The sequence below is a fragment of the Embleya sp. NBC_00896 genome (assembly GCF_045207785.1).
Taxonomy (GTDB): Bacteria; Actinomycetota; Actinomycetes; order Streptomycetales; family Streptomycetaceae; genus Embleya.
In genome coordinates this window covers 1,892,924-1,915,054 of record NZ_CP108777.1, presented here as the reverse complement: position 1 = coordinate 1,915,054, position 22,131 = coordinate 1,892,924, and the positions used below count along the sequence as shown (strand labels likewise).

21 protein-coding genes are annotated in these 22,131 nt (G+C 72.3%); 13 read left to right on the top strand and 8 right to left on the bottom strand.

The window, feature by feature from the left end; translation table 11 throughout:
- Window positions 1–10: 10 nt before the first annotated feature.
- From OG928_RS41950 to OG928_RS41940, 3 genes are all read left to right on the top strand, one after another.
- Entirely contained in the window at window positions 11–610 is a 600-nt protein-coding gene (locus OG928_RS41950) for a TetR/AcrR family transcriptional regulator (protein WP_331767270.1), read from the top strand.
- 217 nt (window positions 611–827) lie between these two features.
- Window positions 828–1,604: a DUF4232 domain-containing protein gene (locus tag OG928_RS41945; RefSeq protein WP_331767269.1), complete on the top strand. Its 777-nt coding sequence runs from the start codon at window positions 828–830 to the stop codon at window positions 1,602–1,604.
- Between the two features lie 331 nt (window positions 1,605–1,935).
- Window positions 1,936–3,639: a Mucin-2 gene (locus OG928_RS41940; RefSeq protein ID WP_331767268.1), complete on the top strand. Its 1,704-nt coding sequence runs from the start codon at window positions 1,936–1,938 to the stop codon at window positions 3,637–3,639.
- Here OG928_RS41940 and OG928_RS41935 read toward each other — a convergent pair.
- The 6 genes from OG928_RS41935 to OG928_RS41910 form a co-directional block, all read right to left on the bottom strand.
- A complete protein-coding gene (locus OG928_RS41935) occupies window positions 3,555–4,493 on the bottom strand; it encodes a hypothetical protein (protein WP_331767267.1) in 939 nt (312 codons plus the stop codon). The two genes, OG928_RS41940 and OG928_RS41935, sit on opposite strands and share 85 nt — an antisense overlap.
- Window positions 4,494–4,507: 14 nt before the next feature.
- Window positions 4,508–5,041, bottom strand: a complete 534-nt coding sequence (locus OG928_RS41930; RefSeq protein ID WP_331767266.1) for a SigE family RNA polymerase sigma factor — start codon at window positions 5,039–5,041, stop codon at window positions 4,508–4,510.
- 321 nt (window positions 5,042–5,362) lie between these two features.
- Window positions 5,363–5,920, bottom strand: a complete 558-nt coding sequence (locus OG928_RS41925; protein WP_331767265.1) for a S26 family signal peptidase — start codon at window positions 5,918–5,920, stop codon at window positions 5,363–5,365.
- The gene (locus tag OG928_RS41920; RefSeq protein WP_406291715.1) at window positions 5,917–7,728 is read right to left on the bottom strand and encodes an ABC transporter ATP-binding protein; all 1,812 of its coding nucleotides are present in this window, start codon (window positions 7,726–7,728) and stop codon (window positions 5,917–5,919) included. Before OG928_RS41920 ends, OG928_RS41925 begins: the two co-directional genes overlap by 4 nt.
- A 65-nt stretch (window positions 7,729–7,793) precedes the next feature.
- Window positions 7,794–7,964: a hypothetical protein gene (locus OG928_RS41915; RefSeq protein ID WP_331767263.1), complete on the bottom strand. Its 171-nt coding sequence runs from the start codon at window positions 7,962–7,964 to the stop codon at window positions 7,794–7,796.
- A gap of 37 nt (window positions 7,965–8,001) precedes the next feature.
- Window positions 8,002–8,172, bottom strand: a complete 171-nt coding sequence (locus tag OG928_RS41910; RefSeq protein ID WP_331767262.1) for a hypothetical protein — start codon at window positions 8,170–8,172, stop codon at window positions 8,002–8,004.
- Between the two features lie 293 nt (window positions 8,173–8,465).
- Between OG928_RS41910 and OG928_RS41905 the strand changes: the two genes are divergently transcribed.
- The 3 genes from OG928_RS41905 (at window position 8,466) to OG928_RS41895 (ending at window position 11,023) form a co-directional block, all read left to right on the top strand.
- Window positions 8,466–9,005: a hypothetical protein gene (locus OG928_RS41905; RefSeq protein WP_331767261.1), complete on the top strand. Its 540-nt coding sequence runs from the start codon at window positions 8,466–8,468 to the stop codon at window positions 9,003–9,005.
- A gap of 501 nt (window positions 9,006–9,506) precedes the next feature.
- Window positions 9,507–10,322, top strand: coding sequence for an endo alpha-1,4 polygalactosaminidase (locus OG928_RS41900; protein WP_406292115.1), 816 nt, complete (start codon window positions 9,507–9,509; stop codon window positions 10,320–10,322).
- 98 nt (window positions 10,323–10,420) lie between these two features.
- Window positions 10,421–11,023 (top strand): hypothetical protein, encoded by a 603-nt coding sequence (locus tag OG928_RS41895; RefSeq protein ID WP_331767259.1) that lies wholly within the window; start codon window positions 10,421–10,423, stop codon window positions 11,021–11,023.
- Between the two features lie 66 nt (window positions 11,024–11,089).
- Here the strand turns inward: OG928_RS41895 and OG928_RS41890 are convergent, their stop codons facing one another.
- A complete protein-coding gene (locus OG928_RS41890; protein ID WP_331767258.1) occupies window positions 11,090–12,364 on the bottom strand; it encodes an ATP-binding protein in 1,275 nt (424 codons plus the stop codon).
- Between the two features lie 417 nt (window positions 12,365–12,781).
- The gene (locus OG928_RS41885; RefSeq protein ID WP_331767257.1) at window positions 12,782–14,731 is read right to left on the bottom strand and encodes a DUF2264 domain-containing protein; all 1,950 of its coding nucleotides are present in this window, start codon (window positions 14,729–14,731) and stop codon (window positions 12,782–12,784) included.
- A gap of 243 nt (window positions 14,732–14,974) precedes the next feature.
- On the opposite strand from OG928_RS41885, the gene OG928_RS41880 reads away from it, so the two are divergent.
- The 7 genes from OG928_RS41880 to OG928_RS41850 all read left to right on the top strand — a co-directional run bounded on the left by OG928_RS41880 (window position 14,975) and on the right by OG928_RS41850 (window position 22,131).
- Window positions 14,975–16,114, top strand: coding sequence for a substrate-binding domain-containing protein (locus tag OG928_RS41880; protein ID WP_331767256.1), 1,140 nt, complete (start codon window positions 14,975–14,977; stop codon window positions 16,112–16,114).
- Window positions 16,115–16,219: 105 nt separating this feature from the next.
- Window positions 16,220–17,554, top strand: a complete 1,335-nt coding sequence (locus OG928_RS41875; RefSeq protein ID WP_331767255.1) for a sugar ABC transporter substrate-binding protein — start codon at window positions 16,220–16,222, stop codon at window positions 17,552–17,554.
- 91 nt (window positions 17,555–17,645) lie between these two features.
- Window positions 17,646–18,551 (top strand): sugar ABC transporter permease, encoded by a 906-nt coding sequence (locus OG928_RS41870; protein ID WP_331767254.1) that lies wholly within the window; start codon window positions 17,646–17,648, stop codon window positions 18,549–18,551.
- The gene (locus OG928_RS41865; protein ID WP_406291710.1) at window positions 18,548–19,498 is read left to right on the top strand and encodes a carbohydrate ABC transporter permease; all 951 of its coding nucleotides are present in this window, start codon (window positions 18,548–18,550) and stop codon (window positions 19,496–19,498) included. The genes OG928_RS41870 and OG928_RS41865 overlap by 4 nt, the downstream gene beginning before the upstream one ends.
- 77 nt (window positions 19,499–19,575) lie before the next feature.
- Window positions 19,576–20,556 carry a hydroxyacid dehydrogenase gene (locus OG928_RS41860; protein ID WP_331768302.1) on the top strand — a complete coding sequence of 327 codons (981 nt, stop codon included), beginning with the start codon at window positions 19,576–19,578 and terminating at the stop codon, window positions 20,554–20,556.
- 117 nt (window positions 20,557–20,673) lie between these two features.
- Window positions 20,674–21,168 (top strand): hypothetical protein, encoded by a 495-nt coding sequence (locus OG928_RS41855; protein ID WP_331767253.1) that lies wholly within the window; start codon window positions 20,674–20,676, stop codon window positions 21,166–21,168.
- Window positions 21,169–21,258: 90 nt separating this feature from the next.
- On the top strand, window positions 21,259–22,131 hold the full coding sequence (locus tag OG928_RS41850) for an aldo/keto reductase (RefSeq protein WP_331767252.1): 873 nt from the start codon (window positions 21,259–21,261) through the stop codon (window positions 22,129–22,131).

The following is a 22,131-nucleotide window of genomic DNA, read 5'->3' as shown; positions in this document are numbered from 1 at the left end:
CTGGACCACCATGGGCTCAACCGCAGTTCCCGGCGTACGTCGGCGCGCCGACGCGCAACGCAACATCGACACCATCCTCGCCGCCGCGCTCGACGCGTTCGCGCGCGACCCCGAGGTCACGATGACCGACATCGCCCGCGCCGCGGGAGTGGGCCGGGTGACCCTGTACGGGCATTTCGCCTCCCGTGACGTGCTGTTGGCGGCCTCGATCACGAAGGTCCTCGGCGACGTGAACGCCGTCCTGGACGCCGCCGACCTCGCCACCGGTACCGCGACCGAAGCCCTCGCCCGGCTCACCGGCGGGGCCTGGCAGGTCCTCGACCGCTGCCGCGGACTGCGCCTGGCCGCGCTCAAGGGGCTGGGCGAGGAGAGCCTGCGCCGGCACCACGCCCAGGTCCTGGGCCGCCTAGAGGAGGTGATCGTGCGCGGGCGCGCGGAAGGCGACATCCGCACCGACCTCCCGCTGCCGTGGCTGACCGCGACCTACTACGGCCTCATCCACGCGGCGGCCGACGAGGTCGACGCGGGCCGGCTCGACCGGGCCGCGGCCGGCGACACGGTCGCCACCACGCTGCTCGCGGCGTTCGCGGTGCCGGCGGATCGGCGCTGATTCGCCGGCGCGTCCCGACACGTCCCGTCGCGTCCCGACGTGTCGTTCCTCGTCGTGTCTCGACGTGTCGTGTCTCGTCGTCGCTCCCGGTGATCCTTCGTGGCCCAGGTCACAGCAGGTGGAGGCAACCCCTTGAGCGGGGCTCCGCGTGTGGCTCACGGAGATCATCGGGGGCGGGCGTGACGGCCGTTCCCGGCACGACGACTCAGGGAGACCCATGTCCGTACGCCACCGCCGACTCGTCCCGCTCGCGCTGCTGGCCGTATCCGGGCTGCTCAGCCTCACGGCCTGTGACAGCGACGACGGCGACAGCGACACCAAGGCCGGTGGCGGTGCCTCCGCGGCGAGTTCGGGCGCGCCCGCGCCCATCCCCGTCACCGAAGCCCCGACCGGCGCCGCGGCGCCCGGCAAGGACTCCGGAAGGTTCCCGCCCGAGCCGGCGCGGCCGAGCACCGGCAAGCCGGCCGCCGATCCGGGCACCACCAAGCGGCACGAGCGCGACCTGACCGATCGCGGCGGGCACCCGACGGACTGCGCGACCAACGTGCTCGACGTGTCGGTGAAGTACCAGGCGGCCACGCCCGACACCGTCCGGTTGATCACCGTCACCAACACCGGGCGGACCGACTGCTACATCGACGACCTGCCGGCGGTCGACTTCGACACCACTCCGGCGGCGGTGGCGGTCGGCACGGACGGCAAGAACGCGTTCCAAAAGGGCGGCACGGGCAAGGGCACGCTGGTGAAGAGCCGGCAGAGCGTGTACGCCGCGATCGACCTCGCGTCGCCGGGGACGGACTCCGGCAAAGCCACCACCGGCACGATGAACGTCCTGGTCGATCCGCGTGCGACGCCCAACGCCGCGACCCTCGGCTTCCCGGTCACGCAGCGGCCGGGCGGCGGGAAGGCCCGAGTCCACAACCCCAAGGTGAGCAACTACGCGGCCACGGCGGACGCCGCCGCCGCTCAACTCCGCGCGTCCGACAAGCGATAGCGCGACCGCGCGGTCCCGGGGTCGGTTCGATCCCGGAGCCGGTCCGGTCCCGAAGTCGGTTCGATCCTGGGCCGGTTCGGTCCCGGGTCGAGTCGAGTCGAGTCGAGTCGGGCCGGGGCCGGGTCGGGCAAAGCCCCCTCGTCGGAGCCCGAAGCATGGCCCAACTTCCGTGCGCCCGTTCGACGTTCGAGGTTGCCCGCCGAGCCGCCGCGCGCACCGTATCGGAGTGGTTCGAGTGGCTGCGCGGGTCGTCGTGGTGTGATGGTCTCGATCAACGGTACGGCGGTACGGGGGCCCGGCGACCGCGCCGGGCGAGGCGAGAGGCTCGGAATTGACGGATCGGACCGAGGTCCAGGCGGCGTGGGTCATCGGACTGGCGCAGAATCCGGCGATGCCGACGGCACTCGCCGAACGGGTGTTCGCGCTCGTGCCGCTGCCCGGTGATGAATCGGACTGGCTGCGGCGACTGCCGCTGCCCCGCGCGAGCGCGGCGGCGGCAGTCGCGCACCCCGATCGCCGGGTGCGCGAGCAGGTCGCGGGGAACCCGTCCGTGCCGGGCGACCTCCTGGGCCGACTCGCCGCCGACCCCGATCCCGAGGTGCGGGCCCGGTGCGCGCGTACCGCCGTGGAACACGAGACGGTGCTGCCCACCGAGGCGGTCGCGGCGCTGGCCGACGACCCGAGCGACGTGCTCCGCAAGCGCGCGGCCATGCTCTCGGGACCGCACGACGAGGTCCGGCTGCGCCTCGCGCTCGACCGCGAACCCGGCGTGCGGGCCCGGGTGTTGATGTGCCATCCGCATCTCTGGGAGCTGCTGCCGGCCGCGGCCCGCGAGGAGCTGCGCGCCGACCTCGACCCCCGGGTCGAGCGCGCGGTGTGGGAGTGCCGGCACGCCGACCGGCCGCTGCCGCGCACCGTGCCGGAGTACCTGGCCGAACGCGATCCCGCCCGTCGCGCCGTGGTCGCCGCCCGCGGCGAGCTCGACCTCGAACTGGCCGCGGCCCTGGCCCGTGACGCGAACCCGACGGTCCGCGCGAGCGTGGCCCGCAACGAGCACCTGCCGCTCGACCTCGCCAGGCGGCTCGCCACCGACCCGAGCCCGAGCGTGCGACTCGCCGCCTCCACCGCCGAAGGCTTCACCGAGGCCGAGCGCGCCGCGATCGACTACACCGTCACGGACGAGCAACACCCGGTCATAGCCTGGGTGTTCGCGCACCGCACGGACCCGAGCGCGCTGCGCCGCGCGGCCGCCTCGGCGCACGTCCTGCTCCGCCGCAGCGTTGCGAGCCTTCCCCGCTTGCCCGCCGACATCGTCGAACTGCTGGCCCGAGACCCCGACTTCACCGTTCGGCACACGCTCTGCCACGCGTGCCTGGACACCCCGCACGACGTCCTCGTGGCGATGTACGCGAGCGACGACAACCAGGACTGGATCCTGCTGGGCCACGCCCCCGGCTTCGCCCGCCCCGGCCTGGCCCGGTTCGCCGACGACCCCAACGAACGCCTGCGCCGGGCCGCGCTGCTCGACCCGCAGGCCGGCCCCGACCTGGTCGAACGCCTCAGCCACGACCCGGCCCCCGCCGTGCGGCACGCGGCCGGCCTCGACCCGAGGCTGCCGCTCGACCGGCTCACGGAACTGCTCGCGGACGCGGACGGCGCCCGCTACGCGGCGGCGAACCCGGCCCTGCCGGCCGACCGCATGCGGCAGTTGATCGAGGTCGTGGCGGCCGAGCGCGCCGGCGAGGAGGACCGCCGCACCGGGCGCCCGGGGCGTGTCTTCAAACCCCGGCGCCCCGGCGTTCCGGCACGTCAGGCCGGGGTCCGGTCCGCCGGCCGGGCCGGTGTGGATCGCCACGCCGGCCGCGGCCGGCACCGGCCGGGTGCGGGTCCGTACCGGCGCCGGCCGCTGGCTGGTCGTCCGGCTCCGGTGGGAATCGGCCGCGGCCAGGGTCAGGGACGGAACCAGGCGGGGCTGCGGATCGCGCCGGACAGGCCGGACCGGTCCAGGGGCGGCGCGGCCAGGGGCGGGCCGTAGCTCTGGCTGTTGACGACGCCCGCGGTCACGGAGATCACGATGCTTCGCCCGTCCGCGCGGGTCATGCTCGCGCCGTAACCTCCGGTCGCCCGGTACGCGGCGTCGGGCTCCTGCTGGTTCGCGGGCGACGTCCAGGTCTTGACGAGCACGCCCTCGGAGGGCGTCTCGTCCGCGCAATCGGTGTTCGGGGCCACCTTGCCGTAGTCCTGGCACCAGTTGTGGACGCGTTCCCCGGCGATCGTCGGCGCCGACGGGTCCGCGTTCACCTTCGGGTCGTACACGGTGATGTCGACGTAGCCGGTCCGCCCGTCCTTGCTGACCAGGTAGCGCCCCGAGAGCGGATTCGTACCGTACAGCGGGGTGTTGGCCTGGGAGTCCTTGCGCACGATGCCGACGGACGGCTGGACGAACGAGGCGACGAGGGCCTCCGCCTCGCGCGTCGTCTCGCCGGCTCCGGACGGGGGGATGCTCGACGACGGCGCCGTCGTGCGCGGCGGAGCGGACGAGGAGACGAGCCGGTCGTCGGTCTCGGACGAGGTCGCGCCCGCGGCGCTCTGCGTCGTCGCCAAGGCCGAACCGGTCGGTGACATGGTCGCGTCGGTGGACCCGGTCGCGCCCGTCGACGACGTCGAACCGGCGGTCACGCCCTGCGGAGACGACGAACCCAGCACACTGGGCAGCGCGGCCGTCCCGCCGACGACCGCGGCGACGGCGACCGCGGCGGCCCCGACCGCCATGGCCCGACGCCGCTGTCGCACCCGCGCGGCCTGCCGGAAGACCTCGTCGACGTTGAGGGATCCGGTCGTCCCCGGCGGGCCCAGGCCGAGCACCGCGTGCCCCAGAAGATCCCGCATGTCGTGCTCCTTGTTCACAGGCGTGCCTCCTCTGCCACGGCCACGCGGATACCTTCCGCCGGCAACGCATCGCCCAGAGCGGCGCGCAGTGTCGCCAATCCCCTCGCACTCTGGCTCTTCACCGTGCCCGCGCTGACCCCCAGGATCCGCGCGGTCTCGTCGACACTCAGGTCCTCCCAAAAGCGCAGCACCAGCACCGCCCGCTGCCTCGGCGCGACCGCGGCGAGCGCGGTCCGCACCGCCAGGCCCAGCTCGGGATCGCCGTGGCTGACGGCGGCCCGATCGGGCAGCACCTCGTGCGGATGCTCGCGGCGCCATCGACGCCGGCGCGAGGAGATGAAAACGCTCATCAGCACGCGCCGGGTGTACGCCTCGATGTTGTCGATCCGATCCAGGCGCCGGCCCGCCAGGACCACCCTGACCAGCGCTGTCTGCACGAGGTCCTCGGCCTCGTGCGCGTCGCCGCACAACAGGAACGCGCTGCGTAGCATCGGCCCACGCCGCGCGGCGATGAACTCCCGAAGCTGTTCGTCCTCTCGAGCCAACACCCACCCCCTCGACCTGTCCCGCCCCGGCGACACTCGTCCCGCACCCGGCGGCCCTCGACTACGAAGAGCCCCAGCCCCGGCTCGGGGTTGCAGGCCGCGGCAGACTTTCCGCGGGAGCCTGCGGGGCGCACACAGCGGGCGCTGCCGAGCACCGGCGTCGGGAAACGAGGCCGGGGGCTCACGCGTAATCACGGGTGATCACAGGTGGTTACGGATGATTACGGATGGTTACGGGTGGTCACGAGATTGGCGCGAGTACTCAAGAACCCCCGCCGGGTCCGACGGGGGTTCGAACACACGCGCCCGGTCCCTGGCGACCGTTCAGGGCGTCGTCGGGCTCGCCGACAGCCGGCCGGCGGGGCCGAACCCGGGAGCGAGACCGGGAACCGGATCGGGGCTCGGATCGGAGCCCGGATCGAGGCCCGGATCGGGGTCGGCCGTGCCCAACCGGCCGACGACCACGCCGAGCAGCGTCGAGGTGGGCACGTACCCGAAGTGTCGGGAGTCCTGGGTCCGCGCGGCGTCCCCGCGCAGCACCAGGGAGTTCGGCGGCACGCGTGTGCCGGAGCCGGCGCCGACCCGATCGCGGACCTCGGCGGGCACCGGGTCGCCGGGCATCGCCGCCACCCGCTTGACCATCCAGCTCAGGTCGGGGTCGCCGCCGTCGAACTGTGTCGGGTTGCGGAAGACGACGGCATCGCCGCGCCGCACCCGCCTGGTCCGCCGGACCAGGAGCCGCTCGCCGTCCACGAAGGTGGGGGCCATGCTCGACCCGGTCACCCGCACCAGCGCGACCCGCGAGCGCACCAGGCCCACGCCGACGAGGAAGGTCGCGGTGACCCCGAGTGCGATCGCCGCGGCCGGTCGAAGGGTGCTCACTGCGCGTCCTCCGCGATCCTCGCCGGCTCCTGCCGGTCGACGTATCCCGCCGCCTGGAGTCCGAACAGGCGGGCGTAGTGCCCGTCGGCCAGGGCCATCAGCTGGTCGTGCCGACCGAGCTCGGTGATCCGGCCGTCCGCGAGCACCGCGATCGTGTCCGCGTCCCGCAGTGCGCCCAGGCGGTGCGAGACCAGCAGGCTGGTCCGGCCCGAGCGGTGCTCGCGCAGCGTGCGGTGCACCTCGTGCTCGGCCTCCGGGTCCAGGCCCGAGCTGGGTTCGTCCAGGATCAGCAGATCGGCGTCGCCGCGCATCAACGAGCGGGCCAGCGCGACCCGTTGCCACTGCCCGCCCGACAGCGTGACCCCCGTCTTCTCGTCGTCCTCGTCCAGGTGCACGCGGCTGAGCTGGGTGTCGTAGCCGTCCGGCAGCTCGGCCAGGTCCGGGTGGATGCCGGCCAGCGTCGCACTCGCCCGGATCCGGTCCCGGTCCTCCCGGTGCGCCAGATCGCCGATGCCGATGTTCTCGGCCGCCGTCAGGTCGTACGCCATGTAGTCCTGGAACGTCACGCCGATCCGCTGCCGCAGCTCGACCACGTCCATCGTCCGGATGTCGACGCCGTCCCACAGGATCGCGCCGCGCTCGGGGTCGTAGAACCGGCAGAGCAGCTTGATCAGGGTGCTCTTGCCGGTGCCGTTGCGGCCCACCAGGCCCATCGCGGAGCCGGCCGGCACGATCAGGTTCACCCCGCCGAGCACCCAGGGCCGATCGGTGTCGTAGCGGAACCAGACGTCGCGGAACTCCAGTTGCCGGCTCAGCGCCGGCACCGGCTCGGTGCCCGGCGGCAGGTCGTCGGGGGTGTCCATCAGGTCCAGGTAGTGGCCGAACAGCCGAACCGCCTCCGCCGCGCTGCCGGCCTGCGTGACGACCCCGGTGAACGCGCCTTGCACGCCGGCCGCCGCGGCGATGAACAGCATCACGTCACCGACCGTGAACCGGCCTCGCGCCGCGCCCGCCACGACGACGACCATGCCCAGCCCCGCCACCACCGCGTTCAGCGCGGCGAAGCCGGACTGGATCCACGCGCTGCGGCGGGCCACCGCGAGTTCGGCCTCGGTGGCATCGCGCAGTGCCCGCACCAGCCGGCCGTGCAGGAACCCGCCGAGCCCGAACAGCCGGATCTCCTTGGCCGCGCGGGGGTCGATCAGCAGGGAGCGGTAGAACAGCCGGCGGCGCTGTCGGCCGGAGGTCATCTCCCACACCGCCACCTGGCGCCGGGCCATCGACATCCGCGCGAGCAGGGCGGCGGCCCCGACCAGGAACAGCAGTCCGACCATCGGCGGCCACACCGCGAGGAGCACGCCGGTGAAGCCGCTCAGCGCGGCGACCGAACGGACCACTTCCTGGCTGAACATGGTGATGTTGTGCGGCGCGTCCTCCGACGCCTGCTGCGCCAGCCGCAGCCGGTCGTGGAACGCCGGGTCCTCGAACCTGCGCAGCCCGCGGAACTCGTTGACCTTGGCGAACAGGTCGTGCTCGACGGTGACCACGAGTCGGCGGCGCACCATCTCGTCGAGATACCCCGACATCTGCAGCAGTACGGCCACCAGCGCGCCGAGCGCGGCCACCGCGATGCCGAGCGCCACGGCCCGGCCGGAGTCGGCCCGGTCGCCCCGGCCGAGTTCGTCGAAGAGCAGCTTGGTCAGCCAGGCGATGGTGGCGGGCAGGACGCCGACGGCCACCGTGGCCAGGAGCAGGGTCGAGGCGCCGATCGGCGACGCCTTGAACTGCAGCGCGATGGCGACCTTCACGGCTCGGGGACGCAGTCGGGCCCCCGGAGGCGTGGTGCCCTCCGAGGGCCCGGTCGCTTGCTCGATCAACAGGTGTTGGACCGCTTGGTGCAGACACCGTTGCAGGCGAAGCGGTACTGACGGTGGCTCCGGCAGAAGCAGAGCCGGCCGACCTCGGGCACGCAGGCTCCGGCGCGCTCTTCCTTCAGGACGCGGCGCAGCATGCGGTCGCCGACGGATCCGATCGCGTTCCTCATGACATACCTCCGGGAGTGGTGGCGGCGGGGGTGCGGGTCAGCACCTGGTGGCGGTCTTCACACACGGGCCGTTGCAGCTGAAGACGTAGCGGTAGTGGTTACGGCAGACGCAGAACTGGCCGTGCTCCGGAACGCACGCGCCGGCGTGCTTCTCCTTGAGGACGAGTCCCAACAGTTTGTCGCCCATGGTGCCGATCACACGGTTCATCGTGGACCTCCATTGCAGGGTCGAATGGCGGAAGCAGGGTTTGCTTCAGCGCCGGGGGCGACGTTAGGCCCCTTCCCCAATGAGCCGCAAGGGAAAGGGAGTTGCCGAAATAAATTACCGGCCTTTCAGTTTCGGACCGGGTCCGAGCGAGCACTGTTGCGGATGGCGGGATCGGGGTTACATTTCGTCGGTCCCGTGTCCCGCCGGGATATGGCTCGGCCAACTGCCGTGATTTGGTGGCCGGTTCCGGCGGGCGCCGGCCCGCATCCTTTCGCCATCCCCGGGAGACACCCATGCCCTTCCTGATCGCCGCAGTGGTCCTCGTCGCGGCGCTGTGTCTGCTGAACCTGCTGCTCACCTTCGGGGTCATTCGCAAGCTCCGCGCCCAGGCCGACAACCACCCGGCGGCGGACGTCGGCGACCTGGTGCTGGCCGCCGGTTCGACCGTCCCGGAGTTCTCCGCCGTCACCACCGCAGGGGACACGGTGTCCCGGCAGAGCCTGGGTGAAACGCTGTTCGGCTTCTTCTCGCCGAGCTGTGGGGCCTGCAAGGAGCGGCTTCCGGTGTTCGTCGAGGCCGCCCGGGCGGCGGGACGCACGGGGCACCAGAGCGTCCTCGCGGTGCTGCACGGGGACGAGATCGAGACACGCGAGCAGGTCGCCGCGTTGGCCGGCGTCGCGCAGATCGTGATCGAGTCGGAGGACGGCCCGCTCGGACAGGGTTTCGCCGTGACCGGCTACCCGGTGTTCGGCCTGATCGACGCGGCTGGCACGGTCACGGCAACGGCCCTCGATCCCAAGCGCCTTCCCGCGCACGCGCACGCGCACGCCTGACCGTCGGGCGGGCCGCCGACCGGTCGGCGATCGGGGCGGCCCGACGCGCGTACGATCCTGATCATGAATTCGCGAGCGGCGGTGTCACCGCCTCCCGATCGGCGCATCGAAGAACCGGCCACAATGATCATCGAAGCCGGCGGGAAATATTCCGGCAATTCCGATTCGAGCCGGAAAGCAGATGATCGACCGGCCGTCGCAGTATTACGCGAGCGGAATATCCACCTCTCGAAAGCACTCGTATTGTTTCGGGCGAACGCGGCCAAAATATCCGCGCGCTCGGGACGTGACATTCGCGGAGTATTCGTGCTCGATTTCCTCGGCGCCCGGCGCCGGCTCGCCGCCGTGACGGCCGCGGCGATTCTCGTGGTCGGCGCCGCGGCGGGTTGTGGCTCGGACGCGGATTCGCCCCGGGCGGACGCGTCCGGCACGGCGACCGCCGCCGCCGAGCAACCGGCCGCCCCCGCGCCGCCGGCAGGCGATCCGGGCTCGGCCGCGCCGGTGTCGTCGACCGCGCCCGCCCCGTCCGGCAGTCCCGGTCCGCCGAGCGCGCCCAGCGCGCCGAGCGCATCGGCCGCGCCGAGCCTCGCCGCGCCGAAGGCGGTCGTGGCACCGGCCGCGAACGGCGGCTTCGACTATCAGATCGGTGGCCCGTACGCACCGGCGGCGAACGTCCGCGTGGTCTCCCGCGATCGGGGCGCCCGCCCCGAGCCGGGGCTGTACAACGTCTGCTACGTCAACGCGTTCCAGGCCCAGCCCGACGCGCTGGCGTGGTGGGAGAAGGAGCATCCCGATCTGCTGCTGCGCAAGGGCGGCAAGGTCGTCATGGACCAGGACTGGGGCGAGGCCCTGCTCGACATCTCGACCGACGCCAAGCGCACCGCGCTCGCCGGTGTCGTCGGCGACTGGATCGACGACTGCGCACGCAAGGGCTTCCAGGCCGTCGAGCCCGACAACCTGGACTCCTACAGCCGATCGGAGGGGCAGCTGACCATCGCGCACAACGTCGCCTTCGCCCAGTTGCTCGCGAAGCGGGCGCACAGCCGCGGCCTGGCCATCGCGCAGAAGAACACCGTCGAGATGCTCGACCGGCGCGCCGCGATCGGCTTCGACTTCGCGGTCGCCGAGGAGTGCGCGCGCTACGACGAATGCGGGGCGTACGCCTCGGCTTTCGCCGATCGGGTCTTCGTGGTCGAGTACACCCGGGCCGACTTCGACGCGGGCTGCCGCGAGTGGGGCGGCAGGCTGGCCATGGTGCTGCGCGACCGGGATGTCACCCCGCGCGGCAACAGCGGGCACGTGTACGGCGGTTGCTGAGCGCTCCGCTTCCCGGGCGCGATCGTGCGGCGCGGCTGTCGTGCGGCGCGCGGCTGTCGTGCGGCGCGGCTGTCGGGAGGTTCTCCTAGGCTGACCGCATGAGTTACGGATTGAACGTCTACCTCGTCGACCTCGCGACCGTGCGCGGGGCCATCGGGTCCGCCGACGACAAGCTGCTGCGGATGATCGGCGGTCGGTTCAAGAGCTTGCTGGCCACCGACGACGCCTACTTCGCGGACGAGATCGCGCAGGGCGCGCCCACCCGCTACGAGGCGGTCCGCGCGGTGCTCGCCGGCGGCCCGTTCGAGCAGGCGCACGCCTTCCAGTACGGCTACGCCTATCGGCTGATCTGCCGGTTCCACGGCCAACTGCTGGACAACAGCCACTTCTCCCCGATGCGGGGTCTGTGGCTGGACACCGTGGACGAGGGCCTGACCGGGCTCGGGGTCAAGGCCGCCGGGGTCTCGGACTTCATGTACGGATCCCTGCCCGACGCGCTGCCGCGGCCCGACATGTACCCCTACTACGGCGAGTGGACCGCCGACCAGTGTCGAGAGGCCCTCGCCCAGTGGGAGTCGAGCACGGCGGAACAGCGCGCCGCACTCGACTCCGAGGTCCTGGAGGCCGCCGAGTCGTGCGTGGAGTGGTGGCGCGAGGCCGGCGCCCGCGAGGGTCACGGCATCGTCGGGTTCACCGCCTGAGGCTTGTTGCGGATGCCTGATGGGTGGGGCATCCGCGACAAGCCTCGGTGCCGTGACCGGGGTCGATCAGACCCGGGCGTGCGTGGTGATGTCCTGTTCGAAGTGCTCGACCATGCTCGCGGTGACCGTGGGCCTGGACTGGGCGAGCGCGTCGAGGTAGTCGCGGGTGTCCGCGCCCGGGCCGTCGATCGTGGCGTTCTCGTCGAACAGGTCGCGTTCGAAGGACGCCTGGGCCGCGATCCGGGCCGCGTGGCCGATGTCGGCGGGGGTGAGCAGCTCGCTGGCCGCCACCAGCGCGTCCAGGTCGACGTCGGGGCGCGCCGACGCGTATCGCGTCCACATCGCCCGGCGCGCGTCGGCGTCCGGCGTGCCCACGGGAATGATGTAGTCGAACCGGCCGGGCCGCAGGAACGCCGGGTCGAGCGAGCGCACGGAGTTGGTCGCGCACACCAGCAGTCGTTCGCCGTGTTCGCGGAACGCGGGGATCAGCTTGAGCAGTTCGTTGGTCACCGCGTGTCCGGCGCTCGGCCGGGCGTGCCGGACGGGCGCGATCTCCTCGACCTCGTCGATGAACACCACGATCCGCTCCAGTCGGGCGAGCCGTCCGAACGCCTCGCGCAGCGCGGCGGCCAGGTTGCCGCTGTCCGCCAGACGGGAGGGCAGCAGTTCGACGAAGGGCCAGCCGAGCCGGGACGCGATCGCCCGGGCGAACGTGGTCTTGCCGGTTCCGGGCGGCCCGAACAGCGCGATCGCGTGCGGCGGTTCGACGCCGTGCCGGTGCGCGCGCTCGGGATCCGCGAGCGGGAGCACCACGCGGCGTTCGATCAGGTTCTTCTCGACCTCCATGCCGGCCACCTTGGACCACAGGTCGCCGGGCAGGGTGCGCCCGCCGAGCCGGTCCAGGGTCTCGGCGGCGTGGTCGTCGATCGGCTCGACCTTCTCGAAGTAGGCCACCGCCGGGCGTCGTTCGTAGCCGGCGTTGCGCAGCCCGAGTTCGCGGGAGTCCTCCTCGGGGAGCACGTACGCGATCCGCCGGACCCGGTCCTCGACGAGTCGGCGTTCCAGTGCGAGCAGCAGCGTACTGGTGAGGCCGAGTCCACGGGCCGCGGGCGAGATCGCGATCCGCATCACCCAGGCCCGCCCCTCCGACACCGTCGCGAGCGCCGCGCCGATCACCGCGCCCTCCCTGCGGGCGATCACCGCCGGCTGCCGCGAGGTCAGGGCGTTGATGCACTCGGACAACGAGAACACCGACTCCTGCCCGAGCCCGGTCGTGGTGTCGATCAGGTGCACCACGGCCGCGAGATCGTCCTCGCGGTAGTCCTGTATGAGCCAGCCCATGAACCGCCCCTTGCGTGGATCAAGTGGATCAAGTGGATCGTGTGGACGACGAGTATCAAACACTAGGGAATGGGACCCTGCGACAGTCGCGTCGTTCTGTACAAGTGCGCGCCCGGAATTTGGTCACCGCGGGGATGGACAGCGCCCTCGGGGTCTGCGATGCGCGGACAAGCCATATACCGCCGCAAAGTACCCCATGGCGGATGCACGGCACGTACGGGACGCATCGGAGGCTCGGATCACGCATCCCGCCTGGCTCGCCCGGGACGCCCGGGACGCCTCGGCGACGCGCCACGTCCGAAGTCCTCGACCTCGCGGGACGGGTCCGGGCGTCCGTCCCGGGCCGAGGGCGCGCGATGTCCGCCCCGCCGGGAATCGTCGTGCGGCACCCACGACGGTCGGCCCGGCCGCGCCCGATCACCGCGCGGGCGACCCGGCCTCTCGTCGGGTCGACCCGGCCGCGCCGGCGCCCGCGTGGTGCACGCTCCAGCGGCCGTCGCGGTCGCGGTGGAGCCGGGTCGCGCGGTCGTCGCCCCAGACGATCTCCGCGCCGGATTCCGCCTCGACCACGCGCGGGGCACCGCCCTCGGCCCGGTCGGCCCAGGTCAGCGTCAGCACGCTCGCGAACAGGCCGCCCGTGGCGGTGCCCTCCAGGAACGGGATCGCCGCCGAGCTGCCGAACGCGGTCCCCTGCGGGGCCGCCGACACCGCCGCTCGGTCGTAGCCCAACGCGCCGGTCAGGGTGCCCCGCACGGACCCGGTCTCGACCCGGGCGTCGACCCCGTCGACCGTCGAGCGCAGCTCGCCCGGCACCGAACTCGCGGGCGCCCACCCGGTTTCGCGCACCCGCGTGCCCGCCGGCGCCTGCACGTGGTGCACCCGCACCTCGTAGGGACCGCGCACCACGCTGATCGACGCGATGCGCGTGCCCGGAACCGGTCCGTCGGCGGTGGTCGGCACGTGGGCGGACGCCGCCCAGTCCTCCCCCGCCCCCAGTGGCTCGACCCGGCCGCGTTCGGTCACCCCGCCGGCCACGACCAGGCCCACGTGGTTGTCCGCCGGATCGCCCTCCCGGGTCGGGCCGGTCAGGGTCGAGTAGGCCAGGCGCGCGTACAGCGGGTCGTCCGGCGCCGACGCGTCCACCGGTTGATGGTCGCTGCCGTGGTTGACCAGCCGGGCGACGCCGTGTCCGGTGTGCACGAGCAGCCCGGGCCCCGGCAGTCCCAATCCGGTGTCGTCCCCCTCGGCCGGGCCGGGCAGCTCGCGCGCCGTCCAGACCGCGTGGTCGTCGGGCAGCAGCAGACCGACGAAGCCCTTCGCCGCCCAATAGGGCGATGCGGAGCCCGAATACGGCTGCACCGTCGCGTCGTCGGGGCCGTACCAGCCGAGCGACAGCAGGCCGTCGCGAGCCGCGCCGCGATCCAGGAAGTGCCGCAGCACGCCGCTCGCGAGGCGCCGGGTCGCGCCCGGGGCCAACGGGGTGGCGTCCACCAGCGCGCCCAGCCACAGCGGCGCCGCCGCCGCGAAGCGGTAGGTCAGCGAACGGCCCTGGTGCAGCGGGGCGCCCGTGCGGTCGAACAGGCGGCCGTAGCCGTCGAGGAAGACCCGAAGCCGTTCCCGCGCGATCGGGTCCGGGGCGGTGCCCGCGACCACCGCGCACAGCAGCGGATACAGGTGCATGGCCCAGCCGTTGTAGTGGTCGAAGTAGCGTCCGGCGCCGTCGGTGTACCAGCCGTCGCCGACGTACCAGTCCTGGATCCGGGCCAGGCCGCGGTCGATCGCGGCGCGGGCCTCGTCGGGGAAGTGGCCCGCGTCCGCCAGGAACGTGCCCACCGCGACCGGGAAGAGCCACCAGTTGTTGTCCACCGGCTCGTGTCGCAGCGCGCCCGCGAGCCAGGCCGCGGCCCGTTCGCGGGTCGACTCGTCCAGCCGGTCCCACAACTGATCCTTCGTCAGGTGCAGGCCCAGGGCCACCGACGCGGCCTCGACCATGGCCTGGCCGCGGTCGACCACGTGCGGCCAGGACTCGGCATCGTCCGTACCGGGGGCGGCGGTTCCGGCCCGCAGACCTCGGGCGTACGGCTCCAGGAGTCCCGCCGGGACCGGCCGGCCGGACGCCGCGGTGCCCGCCGCGCGCAGCGCCGCGAGCAGGAACGTCCGCGCGTAGCCCTCGAGTCCGTCCGAGCGGCGGCCCGACCAGCTGGTCCGGCCCGGGAGCGTGATCAGCGCGCCGCCCGGGGAGCCGTACGGACGCACCGCCGCGATCAGGCCGTCGGCGACGGCCTCCCAGTGCGCGCGGGTCCAGCCCGTGTGGGGACTGAGCTCGCGGTCCTCCGGCGGCAGGGCGAAGGGATGCGGTGTGCTCACGTGTACTCCCCGGGTCGGGCGACCGTCGGCGTCGGCGCGGCGCTCGACCCGCTGGAAGGCGCTTTCCACACGCTAGGCCGAGTCGAACGATCGGGTCAAGGGTGCGTTTGATCGAACGATCCGTTTCAATCAAAAACGAATGCGGATGTCATAGGCTGGGGCGGCCGGGCAGCAGCCGGGCATTGCGGACCGTGCGCCTTCTTCTCGGCGCGCGTTGGGGGATCTGGAAGGACGGCGTCCACGGTGCTGGCGGAAGAACGACAGGAACTCATCCTCAAGGCGGCGCGCGAACAGGGCAGTGTCAAGGTCAACGAGATCGCCGAGCGGCTGGGCGTCTCGCCCGTCACGGTGCGCCGCGACGTCACGTCGCTGGTCACCAGCGGCCTGCTCGACCGGGTGCACGGCGGGGCCACCCTGCCGCACTCGCGCGCGGCCGCGCCGACCGCGGGCGACGCGGCCCGGCCGCGCGCCGGCGGCGCCGAGGGGCCGACCGTGGGCATGCTCGTGCCGTCGGCCACGTACTACTTCCCCGAGGTGGTCCGCGGCGCGCGCGACGCGGTCGAGGCGATCGGCGGGCGGCTGGTCCTGGGCATCTCGCGCTATCACCCGACCGAGGACCGCGACCAGGTCGACCAGCTGCTGCGCGGCGGTGTGGACGGGCTGCTGCTCACCCCCTCGCGGGCGCCCGGGCCGGGCGGGGAGGACGCCTGGATGGGGCAGCTGCCGGTACCCGTCGTGCTCGTGGAGCGTCGTGCCGAGATCGGTTCGGGGCTCGAACACCTGGATCGGGTGGCCTCCGACCACGCCCTGGGCGCCGCGCAGGCGGTGCGCCGGCTCGCCGGGCTGGACCACCGGCGGATCCTGCTCGTGGCCCGGCTCGGCAGCCCGACCACGCCGGCGGTCCAGGCCGGGTACACGGCCGCGCTGGCCGCGCTCGGGCTGACCCCGCCGGACCCGGCCGGCGTGCAGACGCCACACCCCGGCGAGGATCCCGACGGCTTCGACGGAGCGGTCGCGCGCGTGGTCGAGGCCGCGCGCACCGGCGCCGCCACGGCCGCGCTGGTGCACAACGACCAGGACGCGCTGCTGCTGGTCTCCCGGCTGCGCGCGGCCGGTCTCGACGTGCCCGGCGACCTGGCGCTGATCGCCTACGACGACGAGGTCGCGGCACTGGCCGACCCGCCGCTGAGCGCCATCGCGCCGCCCAAGCACGAGGTCGGCCGGACCGCCGTCGAACTGCTCGCGCGGCGCCTGGTCGACGGCGACGAGTCCGCGCCGCGGCACATCTCGCTCGTTCCGCAGCTGCGCCTGCGCGCCACCACCGGCACGGGGGAGACCGACAGGGACGAGCGATCGAACCTCCCTGTGATCGAACGATCATAATCAGTTTCGTTTTTCATCGATTGTTCATTTGCTCTTGACCCTGTTCGCTCCTGACCGAATGATGCTCGCTATCGCCTTCGATGCAGGTTCGACCCAGGAGCGTCCATGCAGCGCACATCCATCCGACTCGGAACAGCTCTTGTCGGCATCGTCACCGCCCTGAGTCTCGTCACGGGCTGCGGCGGTGGCGGCGACAAGAAGAAGGACGCCGGTCCCGCCGCCGCCGACGGGGGCGGGCCGGCGCAGAAGCAGGAGATCACCTTCTGGTCCTGGACCAAGGGCACCCAGGAGGTGGTGGACGCGTTCAACAAGTCCCACCCCGACATCCAGGTCAAGTACGAGCAGATCCCCTCGGGCAACGCCGGCGGCTACGCGAAGATGTCCAACGCGGTCAAGGCGGGCAACGCCCCCGACGTGCTGACCATCGAATACCCGCAGCTCCCGGACTTCGTCAGCCAGGGGGCCGTGCAGGACCTCACGTCGAAGGTCGGCGGCCTGAAGTCGAAGTTCCCCGCCCAGGTCAACAAGCTCACCGAACTGGGCGGCAAGACCTGGGCCGTGCCGCTGGACGCCGCCCCGATGGCGCTGTACTACCGCAAGGACTTCTTCACCAGCCACAACATCCCGGTCCCCAAGACCTGGGACGAGTACCGCGCCGCCGCCGAGCAGGTCAAGAAGGCCGACGCGAACGCGCGGATCGGCACCTTCTACCCGGACGACCCGAGCACCATGGCCGGGCTCACCTGGCAGGCCGGCGGCGCGTGGTTCGGCACCGAGGGCGACTCCTGGAAGGTCTCGCTCACCGACCCGAACTCCCGCAAGGTCGCCGACTACTGGAACAAGCTGGTCACCGACGACCTGGTGCGCGTGCAGCCCTCCTTCAGCCAGCAGTGGAACGCCGACCTCAAGAGCGGCGGCACCGTCGGCATCGTCGGCGCGTCCTGGAGCGCGGGCGTGCTCAAGGGCAGCCAGCCCGACCTGGCCGGCAAGTGGGCCGTCGCGCCGCTGCCGGACTGGGGGACGCCGGCCAACGGCATGCTCGGCGGCTCGACCTTCGCGGTGGGCAAGGACAGCAAGAAGACCAAGGCCGCGCTCACCTTCATCGAGTGGATGACCACCACCAAGGAGGGCATCTCCGCGCGGATCGCCAGCGGTACCTCCAGCGCGTACCCCGCCGCGACCGACCTGGTGCCCACCGCCGCGCAGGCCTTCGACACCGCCTACTTCGGCAAGCAGGACATCTACCCGCTGTTCACCGAGGCCGCGACGAAGATCGGCGCCGGCTGGACGTGGGGCCCGTCGATGACGCAGACGAACACCATCCTCAAGGACCAGTTCGGCAAGCTCTCCAGCGGCGGCACGATCATCGCCGGCCTGGAGGAGGCCCAGAAGGCCACCGTCGAGGACCTGAAGAAGCGCGGCATCTCGGTCAAGAGCTGACCGCCCGTCCCCACCCGAGCCCGTGACCCGTACGCCCCCGGTGCGCCCCGCGCCGCCGCGCACCGGGGGATCGCCACGAGGAAGCAGTTCGATGAACACACCCCTGCGCGCCGTACGCCGGCGCCGGCACACCACAGCCGCCCTGTTCCTGATCCCGTTCTACGCCCTGTTCATCGCCACCATGGTCGTGCCGATCGGCTACGCGGTCTGGCTCAGCCTGTTCACCGAGAAGACCTCGGGACTGGGCTTCGGCGGAACCAGACGGGTGTTCAGCGGACTGGGCAACTACGCCGACGCGCTCGGCGACGACGCGTTCCGCGACGGCTTCATCGCCATCGGCCTGTACTGCGTGCTCTACATCCCGGTGATGGTCGGCTCCGCGCTCGCCCTCGCGCTGCTCCTGGACTCGGCCCTGGCCCGGGCGCGCAAGTTCTTCCAGCTCGCGCTGTTCCTGCCGCACGCGGTCCCCGGCATCATCGCCGCGCTGATCTGGGTGTACCTGTACACGCCGGGCCTGAGCCCGGTCGTGGACCTGCTCGAGTCCGGCGGCATCCACTGGGACTTCCTGGCCTCGGACACCGCCCTGTTCTCGATCGTCAACATCGCGACGTGGGAGTGGATCGGCTACAACATGATCATCTTCTACGCCGCGCTCCAGGCGATCCCGCGCGAGGTGGTCGAGGCCGCGACCGTGGACGGGGCCGGACCGATCCGGATCGCCGTGTCGGTCAAGATCCCGATGATCCGGGCCGCCGTCGCCATGACGATGCTCTTCACCGTCATCGGCTCGCTGCAGCTGTTCACCGAACCCTCGATCCTGAGCGACGCCAACCCCGCCGTCGGCAGCTCCTGGACGCCCAACATGTACGCCTACACGGCGGCCTTCCGCGCCAACGACTTCGGCCTGGCCGCGGCGGCCTCGGTGCTGCTCGCGGTGTTCGCCGCCGCGCTGTCGTTCGGCGTCACCCGCCTGTCGTCCGGACGGAGGACCGCATGAGCGTCACCGTGAAGCAGCCGAGTGGGGCCGCGGCCGACGCGCCCGTGCCGACCTCGAAGACGCTGCCCGAGCCGCCCCGACGACCGCGCGAGGGACGCAAGGGGCGCGCCACCGAGGCATTGATGTCCAAGGTCGCCGTGAACGGCGCCCTGGTGCTCGTGACGCTGTACATGATGATGCCGCTGGCGTGGCTGCTGATCGCCGCGACCAAGGACATGGGCGGCCTGTTCGGCGGCGACGGATTCGCCTTCGAGGGCTTCCACTTCACCGAGAACGTCAAGGCCGTCAGCGCCGAGAACGACGGGATCTACTGGCGCTGGTACGTCAACAGCCTGCTGTACGCGGGCGTCGGCGCGGCACTCGGCTCGTTCGTCAGCGTGCTGGCCGGCTACGCCTTCGACAAGTTCGACTTCCCCGGCAAGGAGAAGCTGTTCGGCGGCGTCCTGCTCGGGGTGCTCGTGCCCACCACCGCCGTCGCGCTGCCGCTGTACCTGCTGGCGTCCAAGGTGGGTCTGGTCAACACGTTCTGGGCGGTGTTCATCCCCGTCATCGTCAACCCCTTCGGGGTCTACCTCGCGCGGGTGTTCAGCGCCGGGTACATCCCCGGGGAGGTGCTCGAAGCCGCCCGGATGGACGGCGCCGGCGAGATCCGGACCTTCTTCTCGGTCGCGATGCCGATGATGATGCCGGGCTTCGTGACCATCTTCCTGTTCCAGTTCACCGCGATCTGGAACAACTTCTTCCTGCCGCTGGTGATGCTCTCCGACCAGAAGCTGTACCCGGTCAGCCTCGGCCTGTACTCGTGGAACACCAACGCGCACGCCTTCCCCGAGTTCTACCCGCTGGTGATCACCGGTTCGCTCATGGCCGTCGTCCCTCTGGTCGTCGCCTTCGTCTCGCTCCAGCGCCACTGGCGTTCCGGACTGTCCGCCGGGAGCGTCAAGTGACCAACGGCACCACCTCGTTCGAGACCGCCCCCCGCTCCGCGCGCGCCGAAGGGCGTCGGCCGCGCGTACTGCTCGCGATGGCGCCCTCCGTCGCCGCGCGCATCCTCGACGCCGACGCCAGGGCCCGGCTCAGCGCCCTGTCCGAGGTGGATCTCGGCCTGATCGCCGCCGACTTCGACACCCCGAAGGCCCGCGCCGCGCTCGCCGACGCGGAGGTGCTGTTCACCTGCTGGGGCGCGGCCCGGGTGGACGAGGCGGTGCTCACCGCGGCGCCGCGCCTGCGCGCCGTCGTGCACGCGGCGGGCTCGGTCAAGCACCACCTCACCGACGCGTGCTGGGAACGCGGCCTGATCGTCTCCTCCGGAGCCGCGGTCAACGCGCTGCCGGTCGCCGAGTACACGGTCGCGTCCGTGCTCTTCGCGAACAAGCGCGTCCTGCAGATCCGGGACGCCTACCGCACCGAGCGCCGCTCGATCGACTGGGACGCCCGCTACCCGGGGTTCGGCAACTACCGCCGCACGATCGGCATCGTCGGCGCCTCCCGGATCGGCCGCCGCGTGCTCGAACTGCTGCGCGCCTTCGACTTCGAACTCCTGGTCCACGACCCGTACCTGACCACCGATCAGGCCACCGCCCTGGGCGCGCGTCGGGTGGACCTGGACGAACTGGTCCGGCGCAGTGACGTGGTCAGCGTGCACGCCCCCGAACTGGCGTCCACCCGCCACCTCCTCGACCGGCGCCGGTTGGCCCTGATGCCCGACGGCGCGACCCTGATCAACACCGCGCGCGGATCGCTGGTGGACCAGGAGGCGCTCACCGCGGAGTTGGCCGCCGGCCGGCTGCACGCGGTCATCGACGTCACCGAACCCGACGTGCTGCCCGCCGAATCCCCGCTGTACGAGTTGCCCAACGTGCTGCTGACGCCGCACATCGCCGGGTCCCTCGGCGGCGAGCTGCGCCGCATGGTCGAGCACGCGCTGGACGAGCTGGAGCGGTACACGCGCGGCGTCCCGTTCGCGTACGCGGTCGAACCGGAGACGTTGACGCACTCGGCCTGAGCCCGGCCGGACATCCCCCGACTCCCGCGCCCGGTGCGATCACGCACCGGGCGCGGGATTGAAAGGAGCACAACGTGTTCGACCGGCGTCGCGCGCGCCGCGTATTGGAGCACGCCGGTGGCGGGCCGGGTCCCGCACGACGTGCTCGTCGAGCGGGCGCTGCGCGCGGTCGTGGCCGACAAGCTGCTGCGGCTCTGGGCGGTGCGGGCCGGGCTCCTGGCCGATCCGAGCGAACAGGCCTTCCGGGCCCGCCTGGATGCCGAGAACGCCCGGCGTGCCGCGGCCGCCGCCGGGGTTCGGCCCGAGCCCGGGGTGCCGCGCTACGAGGAGGAGAGCTACGCCCGGACCGAACTCGCCGGGCTGTCGGCCGCGCTCCGCGAGAGCCTGGCCGACCGGGTGGATCTGTCCGACGCGCGGCTGCGCGCCCGGCACGGCGAACTCCTGGCCGCGGCGGGGCCGTCGAACGACGCGCCGCCGTTCGAGCAGGTCCGTGACCAGGTGCGCGGCGAGCTGCTGGCGGGCGCGTTCGACCGCGAGTTGGCCGATCGCGTCGCGGCGGCCCGCGTCGAACCGCTGCCCGTCGCGGCCGTCGTGGTGCGCCAAGCCGAATAGGGGCGACCCGAGTGACCGATTCCGGTGCCGAATGCGCTTGAATCGATGGGTTGTCAGTGCCGTGACCGCTCACCGAGTGCGAGGGAAACCATGACCGCATCTTCCGCGTCCCGCCCCGCCGACGCCTCCGGCGTCTTCTCGATCGGTGGCGATCTGCCCGTGCGCCGGCTCGGGTACGGCGCCATGCAGATCACCGGGACGGGTGTGTGGGGCGAGCCGAAGGACCGGCCGGAGGCACTCCGCGTCCTGCGGCGCGCGATCGAGCTGGGCGTGAACTTCATCGACACGGCCGACTCGTACGGCCCGTTCGTCAGCGAGCAGCTGATTCGCGAGGCCCTGCACCCGTACCCGGACGACCTCGTGATCGGCACCAAGGGCGGCTTCGCCCGGACCGGGCCGGGCGAGTGGCGCGCCATCGGCCGACCCGAATACCTCCGCCAGCAGACCGAGTTGAGCCTGCGGCACCTGGGCCTGGAACGGATCGACCTCTACCAGCTGCACCGGATCGACCCGCAGGTCCCGCTCGCCGAGCAGCTCGGCGAACTGGGCCGGTTGCAGGAGGAGGGCAAGATCCGGCACATCGGCCTGTCCGAGGTGACCGTCGAGCAGCTGCGCCAGGCCCGCGAGATCGTCGAGATAGTCTCCGTGCAGAACCTGTACAACCTGGCCAATCGCAAGGCCGAGACGGTCCTGGACTACGCCGAGGCGGAGGGGATCGCCTTCATCCCGTGGTTCCCGATCGCCACCGGTGAACTCGCCCGACCGGGCGGCCCGTTGGACCGGACCGCCACGGAACACGGGTCCTCGCCCTCGCAGTTGGCGCTCGCGTGGTTGCTGCACCGCTCGCCGGTCATGCTGCCGATCCCCGGCACCTCGCGCGTCGCGCACCTGGAGGAGAACACCGAGGCCGGCCGGATCCGGCTCTCCGGCGAGCAGTTCGCGGCGTTGTCCGCCGCGGTCTAG